The sequence below is a fragment of the Halobacillus seohaensis genome (genome assembly GCF_042663045.1).
GTDB classification, from domain to species: Bacteria; Bacillota; Bacilli; order Bacillales; family Halobacillaceae; genus Halobacillus_A; species Halobacillus_A seohaensis.
Window position 1 is genome coordinate 100,480 of the sequence record NZ_JBHSZV010000027.1, and the last position, 17,243, is coordinate 117,722.

10 protein-coding genes and 1 riboswitch are annotated in these 17,243 nt (G+C 40.3%); of the genes, 8 read left to right on the top strand and 2 right to left on the bottom strand.

The annotated features are described in order from the left end of the window. The first annotated feature begins 1,027 nt into the window (after positions 1–1,027). A complete protein-coding gene (locus ACFQIC_RS11300; RefSeq protein ID WP_204709392.1) occupies positions 1,028–1,333 on the top strand; it encodes a MerR family transcriptional regulator in 306 nt (101 codons plus the stop codon). 1,513 nt (positions 1,334–2,846) lie between these two features. Here ACFQIC_RS11300 and ACFQIC_RS11305 read toward each other — a convergent pair. Next, a complete protein-coding gene (locus ACFQIC_RS11305; RefSeq protein WP_204709393.1) occupies positions 2,847–4,211 on the bottom strand; it encodes an APC family permease in 1,365 nt (454 codons plus the stop codon). Positions 4,212–5,201: 990 nt separating this feature from the next. Beyond that, a riboswitch (guanidine-I (ykkC/yxkD leader) is annotated at positions 5,202–5,314 on the top strand. 111 nt (positions 5,315–5,425) lie between these two features. On the opposite strand from ACFQIC_RS11305, the gene ACFQIC_RS11310 reads away from it, so the two are divergent. The 4 genes from ACFQIC_RS11310 to atzF all read left to right on the top strand — a co-directional run bounded on the left by ACFQIC_RS11310 (position 5,426) and on the right by atzF (position 12,297). After that, entirely contained in the window at positions 5,426–6,145 is a 720-nt protein-coding gene (locus ACFQIC_RS11310; RefSeq protein WP_204709395.1) for an urea amidolyase associated protein UAAP1, read from the top strand. A 29-nt stretch (positions 6,146–6,174) separates the two neighbouring features. After that, on the top strand, positions 6,175–6,825 hold the full coding sequence (locus ACFQIC_RS11315; protein WP_204709396.1) for an urea amidolyase associated protein UAAP2: 651 nt from the start codon (positions 6,175–6,177) through the stop codon (positions 6,823–6,825). 82 nt (positions 6,826–6,907) lie between these two features. After that, entirely contained in the window at positions 6,908–10,546 is a 3,639-nt protein-coding gene (gene uca, locus ACFQIC_RS11320) for an urea carboxylase (protein WP_204709480.1), read from the top strand. Positions 10,547–10,569: 23 nt separating this feature from the next. Next, the gene (atzF, locus tag ACFQIC_RS11325; protein ID WP_204709485.1) at positions 10,570–12,297 is read left to right on the top strand and encodes an allophanate hydrolase; all 1,728 of its coding nucleotides are present in this window, start codon (positions 10,570–10,572) and stop codon (positions 12,295–12,297) included. 1,166 nt (positions 12,298–13,463) lie between these two features. On the opposite strand, the gene ACFQIC_RS11330 is transcribed toward atzF, so the two are convergent. Continuing rightward, positions 13,464–13,928: a hypothetical protein gene (locus ACFQIC_RS11330; RefSeq protein WP_390217105.1), complete on the bottom strand. Its 465-nt coding sequence runs from the start codon at positions 13,926–13,928 to the stop codon at positions 13,464–13,466. A 92-nt stretch (positions 13,929–14,020) separates the two neighbouring features. Between ACFQIC_RS11330 and ACFQIC_RS11335 the strand changes: the two genes are divergently transcribed. The 3 genes from ACFQIC_RS11335 (at position 14,021) to ACFQIC_RS11345 (ending at position 17,225) form a co-directional block, all read left to right on the top strand. Further along, on the top strand, positions 14,021–15,136 hold the full coding sequence (locus ACFQIC_RS11335; protein WP_204709397.1) for a M20 peptidase aminoacylase family protein: 1,116 nt from the start codon (positions 14,021–14,023) through the stop codon (positions 15,134–15,136). A 397-nt stretch (positions 15,137–15,533) separates the two neighbouring features. Further along, positions 15,534–16,052: an RNA polymerase sigma factor gene (locus tag ACFQIC_RS11340; RefSeq protein WP_204709398.1), complete on the top strand. Its 519-nt coding sequence runs from the start codon at positions 15,534–15,536 to the stop codon at positions 16,050–16,052. After that, positions 16,053–17,225, top strand: a complete 1,173-nt coding sequence (locus ACFQIC_RS11345) for a YSIRK-type signal peptide-containing protein (protein ID WP_204709404.1) — start codon at positions 16,053–16,055, stop codon at positions 17,223–17,225. Positions 17,226–17,243: the final 18 nt, after the last annotated feature.

Sequence of the window (17,243 nt, forward strand, 5' to 3'; positions counted from 1 at the left end):
TTTTATAATTTACGAACATTATTGGGTTTTATTAATTATAATGTTCGTATTTTATTTTAAATAATTTATGTGTTAATGCCAATAGTGAATTTTAATTATTTAAAAACGGATGTTTAAGGTTTTGTTATTTTAATGGGGTAAAATGTATTGGGCATTTAGACTAAATGGTGTGGATTTGAAATAATTGTTATTACGTTAGGGAGCAGTATTTTTAAATACTCGATTCCGATATATTGTGTGGAGAAAGGGGCGGTGGGGAAGGAGTCGCTTTCCGTGGGCGTGCGCTGAGCCTCCTCAGGCTGGCGCCGAGGCCACTGAAAAACTCCGGTAAATTTTAAGAAAAGCAAATCCCTAAAAATTCCATCCCCACTTTCGGTTTATAAATTAGGGGTAAATTGGACTTAATACTCCACTATTACTAGAAAAACAACGTGATTTTGGGATAGTGTTTTTCCAAAAAGTTCATTATTAATAGAAAAGGACTTTTTCAGTGGCCTCCTGGCGCCTTCCGGGGTCTCATCTAACCCGCGTATCCCACAGGAGTCTCCCCCTTCCCCACCGCCCTTTGCCGTATGTTTCCATCGGAATCGAGCCGGTTCTCCCATCCCATTCACCTAAACAAAAGTAGTGAAATTATACTTTCAATGGGATCTTTCTAGAATATAAATCTACAACTACTACCTTTCATGATGGTCTTCAACAATTGTAAATGAGATGTTCTTATGATGGTTAGGGATGTGAAGTGAAAAATCTTTTTAAGGAGTGGAACAAATGTCTGTGATTGGTTTTGTTGATATATGATGTTAAGTTTTCTGACATAAATAGTGACAAAATTCAAAATATATTATAAGATTACTATAAAACAAATGTAATAGCTGAAGAGGGGGGAGTAGAAAGTAAAATCCAGACTTATATTGAAAAACAACTACTAGAGGAGTGATTTCCCCTAGTTGCGACTGCTAAAAGAACTTTTGAAGCATAATATTAATTCCTCATACAAGACGGGGATGTAGAGGGTGAGTATGTTTTGTCTTCATATAAAGATAAAAAAGTAATTACAATTGGTATTGTTCACGAATTAACAGGGATATCAGAGCGTAAGATTCGTTATTATGAACAGCGTGAGTTAATCTTTCCTGATCGAACGAAAAATGGTACGAGAAAATATTCTTTTTCAGATGTTGAACGTCTTACAGAAATTGCTGATATGCGCGAAGAAGGTGTGCAGACATACGAAATTAAAAAGGATATGAAGAATAAAAAGAAATATAAGGATGTTCGGGAGGATATGCTTCGAGGCCAGTTAAATGCACATTTTAGAATGCGAAAATAAATACTAGTTTTCTTTCATATCCTTGGATGTTTTTTTGGTATACCTTTTTGACTTGACACTTCTACATAACAAGATGGATTTCACGTTATCTGTTTATGAAAGTTTAATACCAAAATGAACTGAGTAATAAGGAATGTGGCTACGTAGGTTAAAGGCAATACTAAGATGGAGCATTGAATTGCATAGCAATTTGATGCTCCATCTTTATTGTCTTATTTAGGTTTTCACGGTTAAAATTCACCAAATGAAGAGTCGAGCTTATACCGTTATAGGTCAGGATTGTTGAAGATTCGATTCTGTAATAATTGTGTGTGGAGAAAGGGTTGGTGGGGAAGGAGTCGCTTTCCGTGGGCGTGCGCTGAGCCTCCTCAGGCTGGCGCCTTCCGGGGTCTCACCTAACCCGCGTATCCCACAGGAGTCTCCCCCTTCCCCACCGCCCCTTGCCGTATATTTCCATCGAAATCGGAGCCGTTTTACCGTTACTGTTAAAATATGAGGTATCTGTTATAAAGAGCCAATTGAAATTAGCTTCGCCGGAACAGGTCAATAGTACTAGGTCTATTAATGGCAGAGATGGGTCAATTTCATGGCACTATTCACACGGGACCCGAATTTCATAAAATGGTTCATTCGCATTCTTGAAAATACGGAACTAAATTGTGTGGTACCAGGTACCACACAATTCGTCATCGGTATGAGGAGAGGGTGGTCGAGGAAATAACTCGCTTTCCGTGGGAGTACGGTGAGCCTCCTCGCTTCACTGCGGGGTCTCACCATGTCCTCTAATCCCACAGGGGTCTCGTCATTTCCCCGACCACCTTGCTATGAATAAGAGGTACGGAACATCAAGAATCTTAGAAGTCATCACGTAGCCATAGATATAACAGCATGTTGATCCTCTGTTTTCATTAGGGAGGAAGGCACTAAATAATGTATGTTTTTGCTCGCAATTATGTGGTACCAGGTACCACACAATTAGGGATGGTTAGCCAATCTAGGCTATCATGCCCGCACTCCAAGTATAGTTGTAATAAAATCGAGTCTCAAAAGTGTACATTATTATGTGATGATTTTGTACATGCTTAAATTAGCATTGTAAAGGCATCCTATTCGGTTTCGTTCGTGAAAAATAAAGCAGGGAGGGCAGGGAAAACAGGTAGACTCCTGCGGGAAAAACAGACTAGTCGAGACCCCGTAGAGCGAAGCTCGAGGAGGCTCGGCGTCTGCCCGCGGAAAGCGAACTGTTTTCCCTGCCCTCCCAAACTCCATACGGCAAACGGACTTTCTTGTTATTACATAATCGGGGGCTTGAGTTGAATTGTGTGGTACCACACAATTCAAGAAGATGAGTCTTCCATAATCTGGGCTTCAACAGAATAAGGTGAGCGGTTGAACCGTTTTTCAGTTTAGTTAAATATGAAGTTGATTGCGGGGAATGGGCGTCACTCTTTTTCCCGCACAATCAACCACACCATTCAATATTACGTATAACATTCTATTAAGACTAGTTAGATTATATAGCTTGTTTTTCCGGTATTTCCTCTGTTTTTTCCGTTGATTCAGCATCTGGTAAAGGTTGCTTAAATGCTTTAGTTAAGTAGATTAAGTAAATAAAGCCGGCAGCAACCCATAGCAATCCTCCAAAAATGGTAGGAAGTTCAAGCAAAGCCAACAGCCAGGCAATAAAGACGGCTCCGATCAGCGGACAGACAAGATTGGTCACAACTTGAGAAACAGAGCGCCGAGTTTTATTTTTGAAAAATAGACTGATGACACATAGATTTACGAAGAAGAAGGCGCTGAGAGCCCCGAAGTTCACGAAGCGAATAGCGTTATCAATACTAATAAAAATAGCCAATAATGAAATGATAGATGCAATGATGATGTTAGGAACAGGTGTTTTAAGTTTCGGGTGCACATAACCAAACAATTTCTTTGGCAGGATAGAATCGCGTCCCATCACATATAACAGTCGAGAAACACTAGTGATCGAAGCCAGTCCCTGCGTAAAGATTGCAGCGATTAAAACCGTGATGAAAACGGAACGAAGTAAACTCCCGCCTACAATCCCCATCAATTCAAGCGCCGCAGAGTCAGGGTCAACAATCGTCAAATTAGGATGAGACAGTTGGACAAAATAAGATGTACCCACATGTAGAACTCCAACGATACCGATCATAATAAAAATGGCTCTCGGAATTGTTTTCTTAGGATTAATGGTTTCCTCTGACAAGGTAGTCATCGTATCAAATCCTAAAAAGGAAAAGACTACAATGGAAGCTCCTGCTAAGACTACAGGAAGGGACATGTCTACGTTAATAAAAGGTTCAGTGGACGTTAAGCTGGCAGCTCCACCCGTACTAACTAAACCATAAATCAAATAGGCGCAGAAAATCATCATGAAAATGATTTGGAGAATAACAAAAAGTCTGCTGATATTAGCGGATGAGCTAACCCCTCGGGTAGCTATAGCAGCGAGTAGTATGATTAATCCAATGATCCAAACAAACGGAGGGACAGATGGGAATTCTGCGTGAAGGAAAATGCCAAATGTAATGGCAGCAATAATGGGAGCGAAAAGGTAATTGAGTAAAAGCACCCATCCTACGAGAAACCCTGCATTTGGGTGAATAGCTTTTTTAGCAAAGGTATAGGCTGATCCTGCAACCGGAATTTTTTTTGCCATAATAGCGTAACTTGCACCTGTAAATAAAACAGCTAGTACAGCAACAAAATATGCAGCAGTAAGTAATCCACTAGATCCTTCGTATGCGACACCAAAAACGGAAAAATAAATCATTGGCGTGTTCCAAGCAAGTCCTAAAAAGATGACCTGCCATAAAGTTAATGTTCTTTTTAATTCCATTTGATTACTCATGGGAACCCCTCTCTTTTTGCTTGTTATTAGTAGAAAACTTTATAGAAATTTCTACCGAATAATCAAAATATTAATTATTTTCAGATGATCTGTTCATGTGCCTAATTCTTAATAGTAAAACAATAAAATGCAACACTTATGTAAGGAAATCTGACATACTTTCTTGGGATATTTATAGGGTGAATAACCGGATGAAACCCCGTAACAAAAGGGTTATAGCCTTATCGAAAATAAAATATATTTTATGAAAGAGTTGTATTCCATTTATTAACGATTTTTATTACAAAAAATAAAGGAAGAGGATCACCTACTACATACGGGTGGTCCTCTTCCTTTACTTTTTCTATACTTTGATTGATTTGTTCATTTATTCTCTTAAACTATCAATTTTTCAGAAATACTCAAAAATCCGAACGAATAGAATGGGGTGATCCATAGGAACGCCAAAATAAGCAGGTCATCATTACCGTTAACAAACGGTGATAACCATCGATGAACGACTCTTTATTTGATGACCAACTTCAAAAAGACATGGACCTAGATTCAATTAGTATTTAACAGCAACCATTCCTTCAAGTTGGCCACGATCATGTCTTCCACTGAGTCAGCACGGCTTTTTTAGAAGTTTGGTGAAATGAGACTTTGCACGAATTTGTGACACTTAATCAAGGGGAATCTGTTGGAAGCGACGTGGCAGTCTCGTTCTCTCAACATAAAGTAGTTACGTGTCCTCCATGTGGAATGGGGGTGGGGAAAGCGAGTCGTTTCCTCGACCTCATTCCTCTGTCAGCGACTATTCATCAACAATATGGATCGAGGGTTGAGTAAACTTAGCCCCTTGACTCGGGGGAATATCAACAGATTTATTCCAAAATGATCAGAAAAAAAGTATGTCAGAAAATCTAACATACATGTTGCAAGTAAGTGATTACAGTGGTTATACTACGAACTATAGCAAATCAAATAAATAAGGTTCTCAATGACGAGAACAAAAAAGCTTTCTAGGGTTCCGTTGATAAATGATCAAGTCAGGTCCAAGAGAAAGCGTATAGAGATGCATTGTGCATTTTCTATATACACGGAGGGACAAAAGCCTGGGAGATTCTAAATCTCCCAGGCTTTTTTTATTATCACCAGGAAGTAATTTTGAGAGATTTTGACGTGATGATCCCCGTAAGTTATTGGTTTTTATTTAATTTAAGGAGGAATTTGAAATGGATACTATTTGGAGTTTAGATCTTCGTTCTGGTGCAAAGTGGTCTGGAAATATAGCAAAAGGAAATCTTATTCGAATTACAGCACTTGAAGATGGGGCCAATCTTTCAGGTTTACTATTTAATGCAGGAAACTTAGCAGAAAGATATAACATGCCAGACACATTAAAGGCACAACATACTTCACGTTTAACTAAAGGGAATGTGCTGATGAGTGATAATGGCCGGGCGATGGCAAGTATTGTGGAGGATGACCTTGATTGGCATGATCCAATTGGAGGTTATACGACGCGTCAGTTAACGGACGCAAAGTATGGAAAAACGAGCTATCAAGAAAACCAGAACGAATGGTATCGAAGTGGTCAAGAGAATTTTGCAATGGAATTAGTGAGAAATGGATTAGAGATTCGAGATTTGGTACCTGTATTTAACCTATTCTCGAAGATCGTGGTTGATCGCACAGGTGATATGCATTTCCAGGAAGGACATAGCAAAAAAGGGGACGAAGTAACTCTTCGTACAGAGATGGATGTTTTGTTATTGCTTTCTAATACGCCGAATCCGCATGATCCGAAAACTTTTTATCCTTCAGTTCCATTAAAAATAGAGGTACTACCTGCAGAACCAGTCAAAGAAGATGATCATTGTGTTAATCATCTTCCAGAAAATAAACGGGCATTTGAAAATACATGGGACTATACCACATTGGTAGGTCAATAAGTAGAAAAAATAAAAGGAGGAGCTACATTATGACAGTTTCAACTAAAATAACGAGTTCTCGCAAAATAGAAGATGCAGTTTATAATAAATCACTTCCAGCAGGAGATGGATGGATGGATGAATTGCTTCCAGGCCAGGTACTCCGTATTGAAGATGAAGAAGGAAATCAGGCAGCTGATACCTTGTTTTACGATGCAGAAAATCCTGAAGATCATTTCAGTGCGATTGCGACCATTTCAGGTCAAAGCAATGTCTATTTAACCACAGGTTCTATTCTGCGAGCTGAGTCAGGCAAGGAACTTTTAGATATTGTGGCAGATACGGTGGGGCGTCACGACACACTTGGAGGTGCTTGTTCTGCACAAAGTAACACCGTACGTTACGCTCATGACCGACTACCGATGCACAATTGCCGTGATAACTTTATGCTGCAACTCTCAAAGCAGGGGGAAAACTATACGAAAAGGGATTTAGCTCCAAACATCAACTTTTTTATGAATGTACCACTCACTCCTGAAGGTGGACTATCCTTTGAGGATGGAATATCTGGTCCAGGTCATTATGTTGAAATGAAAGCTAGATGCCGAACGAAAGTATTAATCAGTAACTGTCCACAGTTAAATAATCCATGCAGTGGTTTTAAACCGACACCAATTAGGCTTTTAATCTGGGACCAATAGATGATGTGAAAAGGATGTTTTTTTTCTTAAATAGTTGGAATATTCGGTTATATAAAAGAGACAGAAGAAAGGGGTAATTCATATTTTTACTAAAGTGCTTATTGCAAACCGTGGTCCTATCGCTGTACGTATCGAACGAACGTTGAAAAAGCTAGGCATTTCTTCAGTAGTTGTTTATACAAAGGCTGATCAGGACAGTCTCCATGTTGATTATGCAGACGAAGCTATTTGCATCGGGGAGGGGCCGGCCAAGGAAAGTTATTTAAATGCAGATCTTATTCTTCAAACTGCTATTGAGACTGGGGCACAGGCTATTCATCCGGGCTATGGTTTTCTAAGTGAAAATGCAGATTTCGCACGAGACTGCGCCGATAAAGGGATTGCCTTTATCGGCCCAACAGCTGAACAGATGGAATTATTCGGTTTAAAACACTCAGCAAGGGATATGGCCAAACAAGCTGATGTACCATTATTGCCTGGAACGGATTTAATTGAAGATCTTGAAGAAGCAATAACTAAGGCTGAAACGATTGGATATCCAGTAATCTTAAAAAGTACCGCTGGAGGTGGTGGAATTGGCATGCGTGTTTGTGCAGATGAAGAAGCTCTTCGTACTGCATTTGACGGAGTTCGCCATCTTGCGGAAACTAATTTTAAAGATGGAGGAATGTTTCTAGAAAAATTCATTGCAAAGTCTCGCCATGTGGAAGTCCAAATATTTGGTAATCTTCATGGTGAAGTAGTCGCACTCGGTGAACGTGACTGCTCGATTCAGCGACGTAACCAGAAGGTTATAGAAGAAAGCCCAGCACCGAACCTATCGGCTGATGTTCGTCAAAGCATGCTGGATGCTGCGAAGCGACTAGCTGCAGAGGCTGGTTATCGTAGTGCAGGTACGGTTGAGTTTTTATATGACCCAGAAACTTATCAGTACTACTTTTTAGAAGTGAATACAAGACTCCAAGTCGAACACGGAGTAACTGAGGAAGTATTAGGTGTTGATTTGGTTGAATGGATGGTGAAAGAAGCTGCTGATCAGTTAGTTGGATTGGATTCGATGCTGCCAGCGTCTCAAGGACATAGTATTCAAGCGCGTATTTACGCTGAAGACTGTCTTCATGACTTCCGTCCAAGTGCCGGTTACTTGGATCGTGCTGTTTTTTCAGAACAAGCAAGAAATGAAACATGGGTGAAAGACGGGATTACGATTACAACGCTCTATGATCCAATGCTTGCGAAAGTTATCGTCCACGGTAAAGATCGTCAAGATGCTATCCAAAAGCTAGGAAATGCGCTTTCTGAAACTAAGATGTACGGGGTTACTTCAAACCTTCAATATCTTGAGGCTTTCCTGCAAGAAGAGAGCTTTAATAAAGGAGACATCTTCACACAGCTGCTGACCAACTTCTCTCCAGCTGAAAATGCGCTGGAAGTTCTAGATGGCGGCGTTCAAACAACTATTCAAGATTATCCCGGACGGACGGGGCACTGGGACGTTGGGGTTCCGCCATGCGGAGCAATGGATCCTTATTCTTTACGAATCGGAAATCAATTGCTTGGAAATGATGAACAGTCCCCTGGTCTGGAACTAACACTGCGCGGAGGTTCTTATCGTTTCCGAAACGAAATGTGGTTCTGTATAACAGGTGCTGATATGGAGGCTGAATTGAATGGCACAGAAATATCGATGTATCAACCGATTCTTGCCAAAAAAGGTCAGGAGTTAATTTTCAAGGAAGCGAAAAAAGGAATGCGCACGTATTTCCTTATTGAAGGTGGCTTTGACATGCCACAGATTCTAGGCAGTTCGTCCACTTTTACTCTTGGAGGATTCGGAGGACACGGCGGTAGAGCTCTTCGTCCTGGAGATGTCCTTGGGGTAAACAAAGGAAACGAACCAAAAACAATAAATGAGTTAGATAAATCAGACCGCCCAGCGATGACAAATAATTGGACGATCGGAGTCATTCCAGGTCCGCATTGTACAGAAGAATATTTGCAAGAGGACTATCTTAATCAGTTAACGGAAACTGAGTGGGAAGTACACTTTAACAGCTCTCGTACTGGTGTCCGCTTAAAAGGACCTGCGCCCAATTGGACTCGTGAAGATGGTGGAGAAGCAGGACTCCATCCGTCCAATATTCACGATAACGCTTATGCCATTGGTACACTGGATTTAACAGGAGATATGCCGATCTTACTCGGTCCAGACGGTCCAAGTCTTGGAGGATTTGTTTGTCCAGTTACAACAGCTTCGGCAGAATTTTGGAAAATAGGCCAGCTCCACCCAGGAGATACAATTCGTTTTCAACTGCTTACCATAGAAGAAGCGAATGAGCTACGCCAAGTTCAGGAATTAAAACTAGAGGAAATTGGTCATGGAGAACGCGACAATCTTTCGCAAGCTGACCTCCCTGTACCGAATACAACATTGACTTCCAACTATCCTATATTTATATATGAAGAAACTAATCGTAGGTTCCCTATTACCATTCGTTGCAGCGGTGATGAATACCTACTTGTAGAATATGGGGAAATGGAACTTGATTTACTACTTCGCTTCCAAGTACAAGTATTAATGGAAGAGATTAGATCTAAAGGCACTCTGCCAGTGATTGAAATGACGCCAGGAGTGCGTTCCCTGCAAATTCACATTGACCCGTTACAAATGACTGTGAAAGAAGCGTGTCAAAAGGTTCTAGAGTTAGATGGACAATTACCTCCGCTAGAATCGATTGAGGTACCGTCAAGAATTGTAAAACTACCATTATCATGGAATGATCCATCTACCCAACTAGCAACTGATCGCTATCAACAAAATGTTCGGCCAGATGCCCCTTGGTGTCCAGATAACCTAGAATTTATTAGACGTATTAACGGTCTGGAGAGCATTGAGGACGTAAGAAAAGTTGTATTTGATGCCAATTACCTTGTGTTGGGACTTGGGGATGTTTATTTAGGTGCACCATTAGCCACACCTACCGATCCTCGTCACCGATTAGTTACAACCAAGTACAACCCGGCTAGAACATGGACACCGGAAAATGCAGTAGGAATTGGCGGTTCCTATATGTGTGTGTATGGAATGGAAGGCCCAGGTGGATACCAATTTGTCGGTCGTACTATTCAAATGTGGAACCGTCTACGCTCAACAGAAAGTTTTGAACCAGGTAAACCTTGGCTCTTGCGCTTCTTTGATCAGATTCAATACTATCCAGTAGAACCAGACGAACTGATGGAGATGCGTGAAGACTTTTTACGCGGTAGATTTGAAGCGGATATTACGGAAACGACCTTCAACCTTGGAGACTATCTAGAATTCCAGGAATCTATTAAAGAAAGTGCGAAGGAATTCCGAGATCACCAGCAAGCTTCCTTTAAAGCTGAAAGAGAAAGATGGAAGGAACTCGGAATAGCTGAACATGTATCTGAGGGAGATTCAGGAGAAGCAATAGCTGAAGAAGAAGTCCCAGAAGGAGAATCAGCAGCACGTTGTCAAATGCCAGGTAGTGTTTGGAAAGTACTCGTTTCACCTGGTGATTTCGTTAACAAAGGTGACACTATTATAATAGAAGAAAGTATGAAAATGGAGTTTCCTCAAGAATCCCCATGTGACGGATATATCTCTTCTATTAATGTAACTCCTGGAGATGAAGTACAGGCAGGGCAGCTTTATGCCTGCATTAAGGAAAAGGAAGAAAGCGTGGTGTCTGTTACGTGAGTATAATACCAGAGAAGTTGACGATGGGTTGGCTGCGAGAAAATTATCAAAATGGCAGCACTAATCCTCTTGAAGTTGTTGAGGAAATCATTCATCGAGCTCAAAAGAATAAAGATATGAATATATGGGTCACCCCTCCTGACATGAAATGGATTAAACCATATATTGATCGGCTGGAGGCATTAAATCCAGCTGATGCCCCGCTTTGGGGGATTCCATTTGCGATCAAAGATAATATCGATCTTGCAGGTGTACTAACAACAGCAGGATGCGTGGAATATGGATATACACCGAATGAGCACGCAATAGTCGTCGAGCGTTTAATATCTGCCGGCGCAATTCCCGTAGGTAAAGCTAATCTTGACCAGTTTGCTACAGGACTCGTCGGCACTCGAAGTCCATATGGTGAAGTACACAATGCCTTGCGAGAAGAATTAATAAGTGGAGGATCAAGTGCTGGTTCAGCCGTAGCCGTGGCCAAAGGACAAGCTGTTTTTTCTCTTGGTACAGATACCGCAGGGTCAGGTCGCGTTCCTGCTGCACTGAACAACCTTGTAGGTTATAAGCCGAGCTTAGGTGCGTGGTCGACAAAAGGGGTGATCCCGGCCTGTGAAAGTCTTGATTGTGTCACTGTATTTTCTCACAGCTTGACCGATGCCCTCACTGTCGATGGAAGTGCTCGCGGAGAAGAACTATCTGATCCATGGTCGAAAAAAATACCTGCTCCAGTGTACGAAACCCCAGAAAAAATCTATCTACCTAAAGACCCACTTGGATTTTATGGGACATATGCTGAAGAGTACCAAGAGGCATGGGATGCAGCGTTAGAAAAAATAAAGCAATTAAATCTACCAGTAGAATATATAGATACAACATTATTTTCTGAAGCAGCAGAAATTCTTTATGGAGGACCCTGGATTGCAGAGCGTTGGGCCGCACTCGGTGAGTTTATCGAATCCCATCCTGACACGGCCTTTCCTGCTACTGAAAAAGTACTACGTTCAGGATCCGAAGAAAAATATGATGCATCGACGTTGTTCAAGGCTATGCATAAACTACAAGCACTAAAAAAGGAAGCGAAAAACCTACTGCAAAACGCAGTGCTAGTCATGCCAACTTGTGGTGGAACATGGACGAGAGAAGAGGTTCGGGAAAATCCAATCTCAACAAATAGTGATATGGGTCGTTACACTAACCACTGTAATCTACTTGATTTGAGCGCAGTTGCTATTCCAGCAGGAGAAGCTGCCCCAGATACACCGTTTGGTATCACCTTATTCAGTCTATCTGATCAGGAAGGTCTAATTACTGGAACAGCTGATTGGTTTATTGGGAAAAGCTTTGAATCTCAAGGTGAATTCAAAGAAGACACAACCTACTTAGCTGTTTGTGGCCTGCATATGAGAGGGTATCCACTAGAAACGCAAATGCAGGAATGTGGAGCTGAATTCATTAAAGAAGCAGTTACTGCACCAAAGTATCAGCTGATACAAATACCAAGCAACCCTGCCAAACCAGGAATGATCAAACAACATCAAGGCGGAGCGGCTATCCAATTAGAAATATGGGAAATGCCTCTAAAATCATTAGGTTCTTTCACGACCTCCATTCCTGCCCCTTTGGGAATAGGAAAAGTAGAGCTGGAGGACGGAACTGAGGTGCCAGGATTTATTTGCGAAGGTTACGCAGAGACTGTTTCAGAAGACATTACAGCTCTTGGCGGTTGGAGACAGGTGAAGTCTTTAATATAATATTGATTAGATCTTAATAGTAGGGTTGAACAGTGTAGCGGGTTCCTTTACTATCAAAAACATTAAAATTTAATGAGAAATGACCATCAATTTGTATGCTAAATTGATGGTCATTTTTCATTGGTATAATAGGGTTTTCGGTTTTTCAAAATCATTAGAAATGTAGTGTAATTTGCACACCAATTTGTTAGGTAACAATAGCCGTTGTAAGTATTCATTTTGACCCACAAATATTTACGAATAAAGTGGAAGTTGATTAATTTTTGCTTGATTTCTAAGATATTCTGAATATTTATGTTGAAAATTAATATAGAGATTGTGTGGCTGTTCCGTCATCGGTAGGAGGAGAAGGTGGTCGGGGAAATAATTCGCTTTCCGTGGGAGTACGGTGAGCCTCCTCGCTTCGCTGCGGGGTCTCACCATGTCCTCTCATCGAGGCCACTGAAAAACTCCGGTAAATTTTAAGAAAAGCAAATCCCTAAAAATTCCATCCCCACTTTCGGTTTATAAATTAGGGGTAAATTGGACTTAATACTCCACTATTACTAGAAAAACAACGTGATTTTGGGATAGTGTTTTTCCAAAAAGTTCATTATTAATAGAAAAGGACTTTTTCAGTGGCCTCTCCTCTCATCCCACAGGAGTCTCGTCATTTCCCCGCCCCCCTTGCGATGAAGAAGAGGTACGGAACATCAAGAATCTAGAAATCATCGCGTAGCCATAGACATAACAGCATGTTGATCCTCTGTTTTCATTATGGAGGAAGGCACTAAATAATGTATGTTGTTTTTGCTCGTATAAGGATGTACATATTTAATTTTATTACCCAATTGTGTGGTACCAGGTACCACACAATTACAACCGTATCAAGGGCTGGTTAGTCAATCTAGGCTATCATGCCCGCCATTCCAAGTATAGTTGTAATAAAGTTGAGTCTCAAAAATGTACATTATTATGTAATCATTTTTGTACATGCTTAAATTAGCATTGTAAAGGCATCCTATTCGGGTTCTCCCCGTTCGGAGCTCGAGGAGGCTCGGCATCTGCCCGCGGAAAGCGAACTATTTTCCGTGCCCTCCCAAACTCCATACGGCAAACGGAACTTCCTGTTATGACATAATCGAGGGCTTTAGTTGAAGACAAAACCTGAAATAGGCTGAAAACCTTTAGTTATAATCCCAGAGAATCCTCCATTCCCCTTTATCTTTCGCAACATATACCTCTTGAAAGAAACCAAATTTTCCATACTTACCATTATAAGATTGTGTGACATTAAACTTGTAAGTTACATCAAAAGCTGAAGACTCCTTTTCCATCCTCCAATCATTCACCTTACCGTCTTTTTCTATTGTGAATGTAAAAGTATTTGCACCAAAATGATTAATGAACACATGAGGGCGGTCTTGCAGATACACGCCTTTACTCCATCTCTCTTTCATTAAAGGATGAAGCAATTCCCATGAATCGGCAAAGTCACCGGCCTGTTCATGTGTATAAAATTCTTCCACTACGTTATAGGACTGATGACCAGGTGAAAGTAAATAACTAATATAGCTAATTAACCATACAGAAAGGGAGAAGACTGTTATGATTACGAAAATTAAAAGTTTTTTCCTTTGAATTCCTTTCATCATGAAAACCCCTTTTGTAAGATAGGTATATATAAAAGGATATGATACGAAATAAGGTTTAATATCAAACGGATAGGACGGTGAAGGAAACGATGGAAGAGAGAGTAACTGAAACTTTTCATTATTTACATAACCACGCTGAAATCAGTTGGGAAGAGAAAGAAACGACTAAATATATCGAGCGATTGTTACGGGAAAGTGGATGTAGAGTCAGCACGTTTGAGGATTTTACCGGGGTAATTGGTGAGTTTGGAAATTTTGAAAAAAGTCTTCCAGTTATAGGTGTGCGTGCAGATATAGATGCCCTATGGCAGGAAGTGAATGGTGAATTTCAAGCCAACCATTCCTGTGGTCATGATGCTCATATGTCTATGGTATTAGGATTATTGTGGAAGCTGGAGCAAGAACCTGACTTAGCTCATCAAGTGGCGATTAAATTTATATTTCAACCCGCCGAGGAAAAAGCTTCTGGTGCGCTAAAAATGGTGGAGGAGCATGTCGCAGACGACGTTGATTACTTATTTGGAATTCATTTAAGACCTAATCAGGAAGTTGCAATGGGAGATGCTTCCCCAGTGATCGGACATGGTGCTGTGAAAATGTATAACGCGGAGATCAAAGGGCCAGATGCTCATGGAGCAAGACCCCATCTCAATCATAATGCTATCGAAGTTGGAGCGGAAATGGTTCATCTGCTCAATAGCATTCATGTCGACCCAACAGTCCCACATTCCGCAAAAATGACAAAATTTAATGCGGGTAGTAAGAACGCGAACATTATTCCAGGTAACGCCTCTTTTTCATTAGATTTAAGAGCTCAGACGAACAAAGTGATGGAAGAAATGGAGGGAAAAGTACAAAGTATATTCAAAGCGATGAAAAACCTCCATGACATTGATATAGATATCATAAATATAGACGGAATAGCTGCAGCAAAAATGAATAATGAAGCGATCAGTATAATGAGTGACGCCATTACGCAAACTCTCGGAAAAGAACACTTACATCCTGAGTTAGTCACACCTGGAGGGGATGATTTTCACTTTTATACGATAGAGAAACCTTCCCTTAAAGCAACTATGATCGGCCTAGGCTGTGATTTGAAACCAGGATTGCATCACCCGAATATGACGTTCAATGAGTCGGCTTTAATGAATGGAGTGAATATTTTGTATAGAGCCGTTTTAAACACTTATAATCTTTCATAAAACTTATGATCGTGCGGAAGCCGTTAAATCATATTTACGAATAATATGCTATTCTTAAAAAGTTTTACCATTTGTAACTTAACCACGAAAGGCGAACCCTGAGGAGGCTTTGCGATCTATTTCCCCGCCCTACCGATGACGGAACAGCCAAACGTCTAGGCATCGTTAATAAAATTAAGCCGAATCAACTTATAATCTGTCCAAAATGAGTCTTGTGGAGTTAATCTCTACAAGGCTTTTTTGCCACTTGCGATAAAAAGCCTACATATAAACAAACTAATAAAGAAGACCTTCATTTACCCTAGTACATAAAAGTAACCAAGAATTTTTTAAAAAAGTGTCATACGTGAAATTTCTAACCGTCTAATAAGTGAAATCAAAAACGGAGGACTTACTCATGTCTAATAAAAAAGCAATTATTTCCGATTGGTTTCATCAATATAGTGATGATGTATATAGTTATCTAGTCTATTACACAGGGAGAACGGATGTTGAAGATCTTGTTCAAGAGGCGTTTATTAAGGCTAGCAAAGGACTACATTCCTATAATGGAAAAGCAAGTCCTAAAACATGGCTATTTAGTATCGCCCGTAATGCTGCTATTGATGAATCAAGGAAAAAGAAAAACAAAGTATGGAATAACGCCTTGTCTTTTGATGAAAGCCTTGGACCACACGGTGGGGAGGAAACTCCAGAAAAAACTTTGCTTCAAAATGAAGAACACCAGGAACTATACACGGCTATTCAAACATTAAAAAAGAACTATCGAGATGTTCTTATATTAAGGGGAATCAAAGAATTCTCAGTGACAGAAACAGCCGAAGTTTTGAACTGGAAAGAGTCTAAAGTAAGAACCAATTATTACCGGGCTTTACAATCACTTAGAAAGAGGCACGGCGGGAGGGATCAATTCTAAATGGATAACAAAGATTCAAATCATGTGGAACGTGAACTCAAGAAATTACCAGCCCATAAACTAAGTCAGTCAAATAAAAAAGAAATGCATCATCAATTGATGGAGACCGTTGGAAAACATGAAGAAAAGGAAAGGAGAGGAGAAAAAATGAAAAAGTTTACGGTCGGAATAGCAAGTGTAGCGGTTGCTGGTCTGTTTGTGTTTTTAGGTGTAACGACAATTAATCCAGATCCGAATCAACAAGATCAAGTAACCGAACAACAAGAGATTGATGAATTTAACAAGGAAACCGCTAGGGAAGTTATGGAAAAATACAGAGAATCCTTTGCTACGCTAGTTGAGGCAGGAAATGATGATGGTTTAATTACAACTTTTGAATCGAAAGAAGAGGTGAAAAGTCATTTTACCGAAGTGATGTCAGAGGATTTAGCCTCATGGATGGTTGATTCTTATGTGAACGAGGAAGATGGAAACTTATATGTAGTTGCAAAAGATAGCCCGACCTGGTTAGCGGAAGACACTGACTTTCAAATTGAGGAAGTGAGCAATGACCACTATAAAATCATCCAAGAGCGAGATAATGAATTGCTCGGTCATGTAGAAATGATCTTTCACTCAGAATGGCAGGAAGGAAAATGGATCCTTAGCGAAATTGAATCAACGCAGCTTGAACAACAAGTTTCGATTGAGCAACAAGCGCAAACCATCCTGCACACCATTGATCAAGGGAATATGAAAGGATTAGCACAACATGTTCATCCTGAAAAAGGCCTCTTATTTTCACCTTACGTAAATGTAGAGGACGATTCACTCGTTTTTCAAAAAAATGAAATAAGCTCCTTATTAGATGAGGAGCAGCCGTATGTATGGGGACAACAGGACGGCAACGGTAGAGATATTGAACTTACACCGAGCGAATATTTTGACCAAATTCTATTTGAAAAACCTTTTCAAAATCCTGATGAAATCAATGTGGATCAATTAGAACAACGCGGCACTACAAAAAACAATATAGACGAAGCCTTTCCTCAATCAAGAGTAGTAGAATTTTACGTAGCTGGTTCAGGGGAGTCTGCAGATATGAATTGGGGAAGTCTATACGTTGTATTTGAGCAAGACGAGAATGAAGTGTGGAAGGTAGTTGCCCTTGTTAACGACAAGTGGACGATATAAAAATTTAACCTTGAATAA

Coding starts and splice junctions, on each gene's coding strand:
- ACFQIC_RS11305 (WP_204709393.1), bottom strand. CDS start 4,211: ATGAGTAATCAAATGGAATTAAAAAGAACATTAACTTTATGGCAGGTC.
- ACFQIC_RS11310 (WP_204709395.1), top strand. CDS start 5,426: ATGGATACTATTTGGAGTTTAGATCTTCGTTCTGGTGCAAAGTGGTCT.
- ACFQIC_RS11315 (WP_204709396.1), top strand. CDS start 6,175: ATGACAGTTTCAACTAAAATAACGAGTTCTCGCAAAATAGAAGATGCA.
- atzF (WP_204709485.1), top strand. CDS start 10,570: ATGGGTTGGCTGCGAGAAAATTATCAAAATGGCAGCACTAATCCTCTT.
- ACFQIC_RS11330 (WP_390217105.1), bottom strand. CDS start 13,928: ATGAAAGGAATTCAAAGGAAAAAACTTTTAATTTTCGTAATCATAACA.
- ACFQIC_RS11335 (WP_204709397.1), top strand. CDS start 14,021: ATGGAAGAGAGAGTAACTGAAACTTTTCATTATTTACATAACCACGCT.
- ACFQIC_RS11340 (WP_204709398.1), top strand. CDS start 15,534: ATGTCTAATAAAAAAGCAATTATTTCCGATTGGTTTCATCAATATAGT.
- ACFQIC_RS11345 (WP_204709404.1), top strand. CDS start 16,053: ATGGATAACAAAGATTCAAATCATGTGGAACGTGAACTCAAGAAATTA.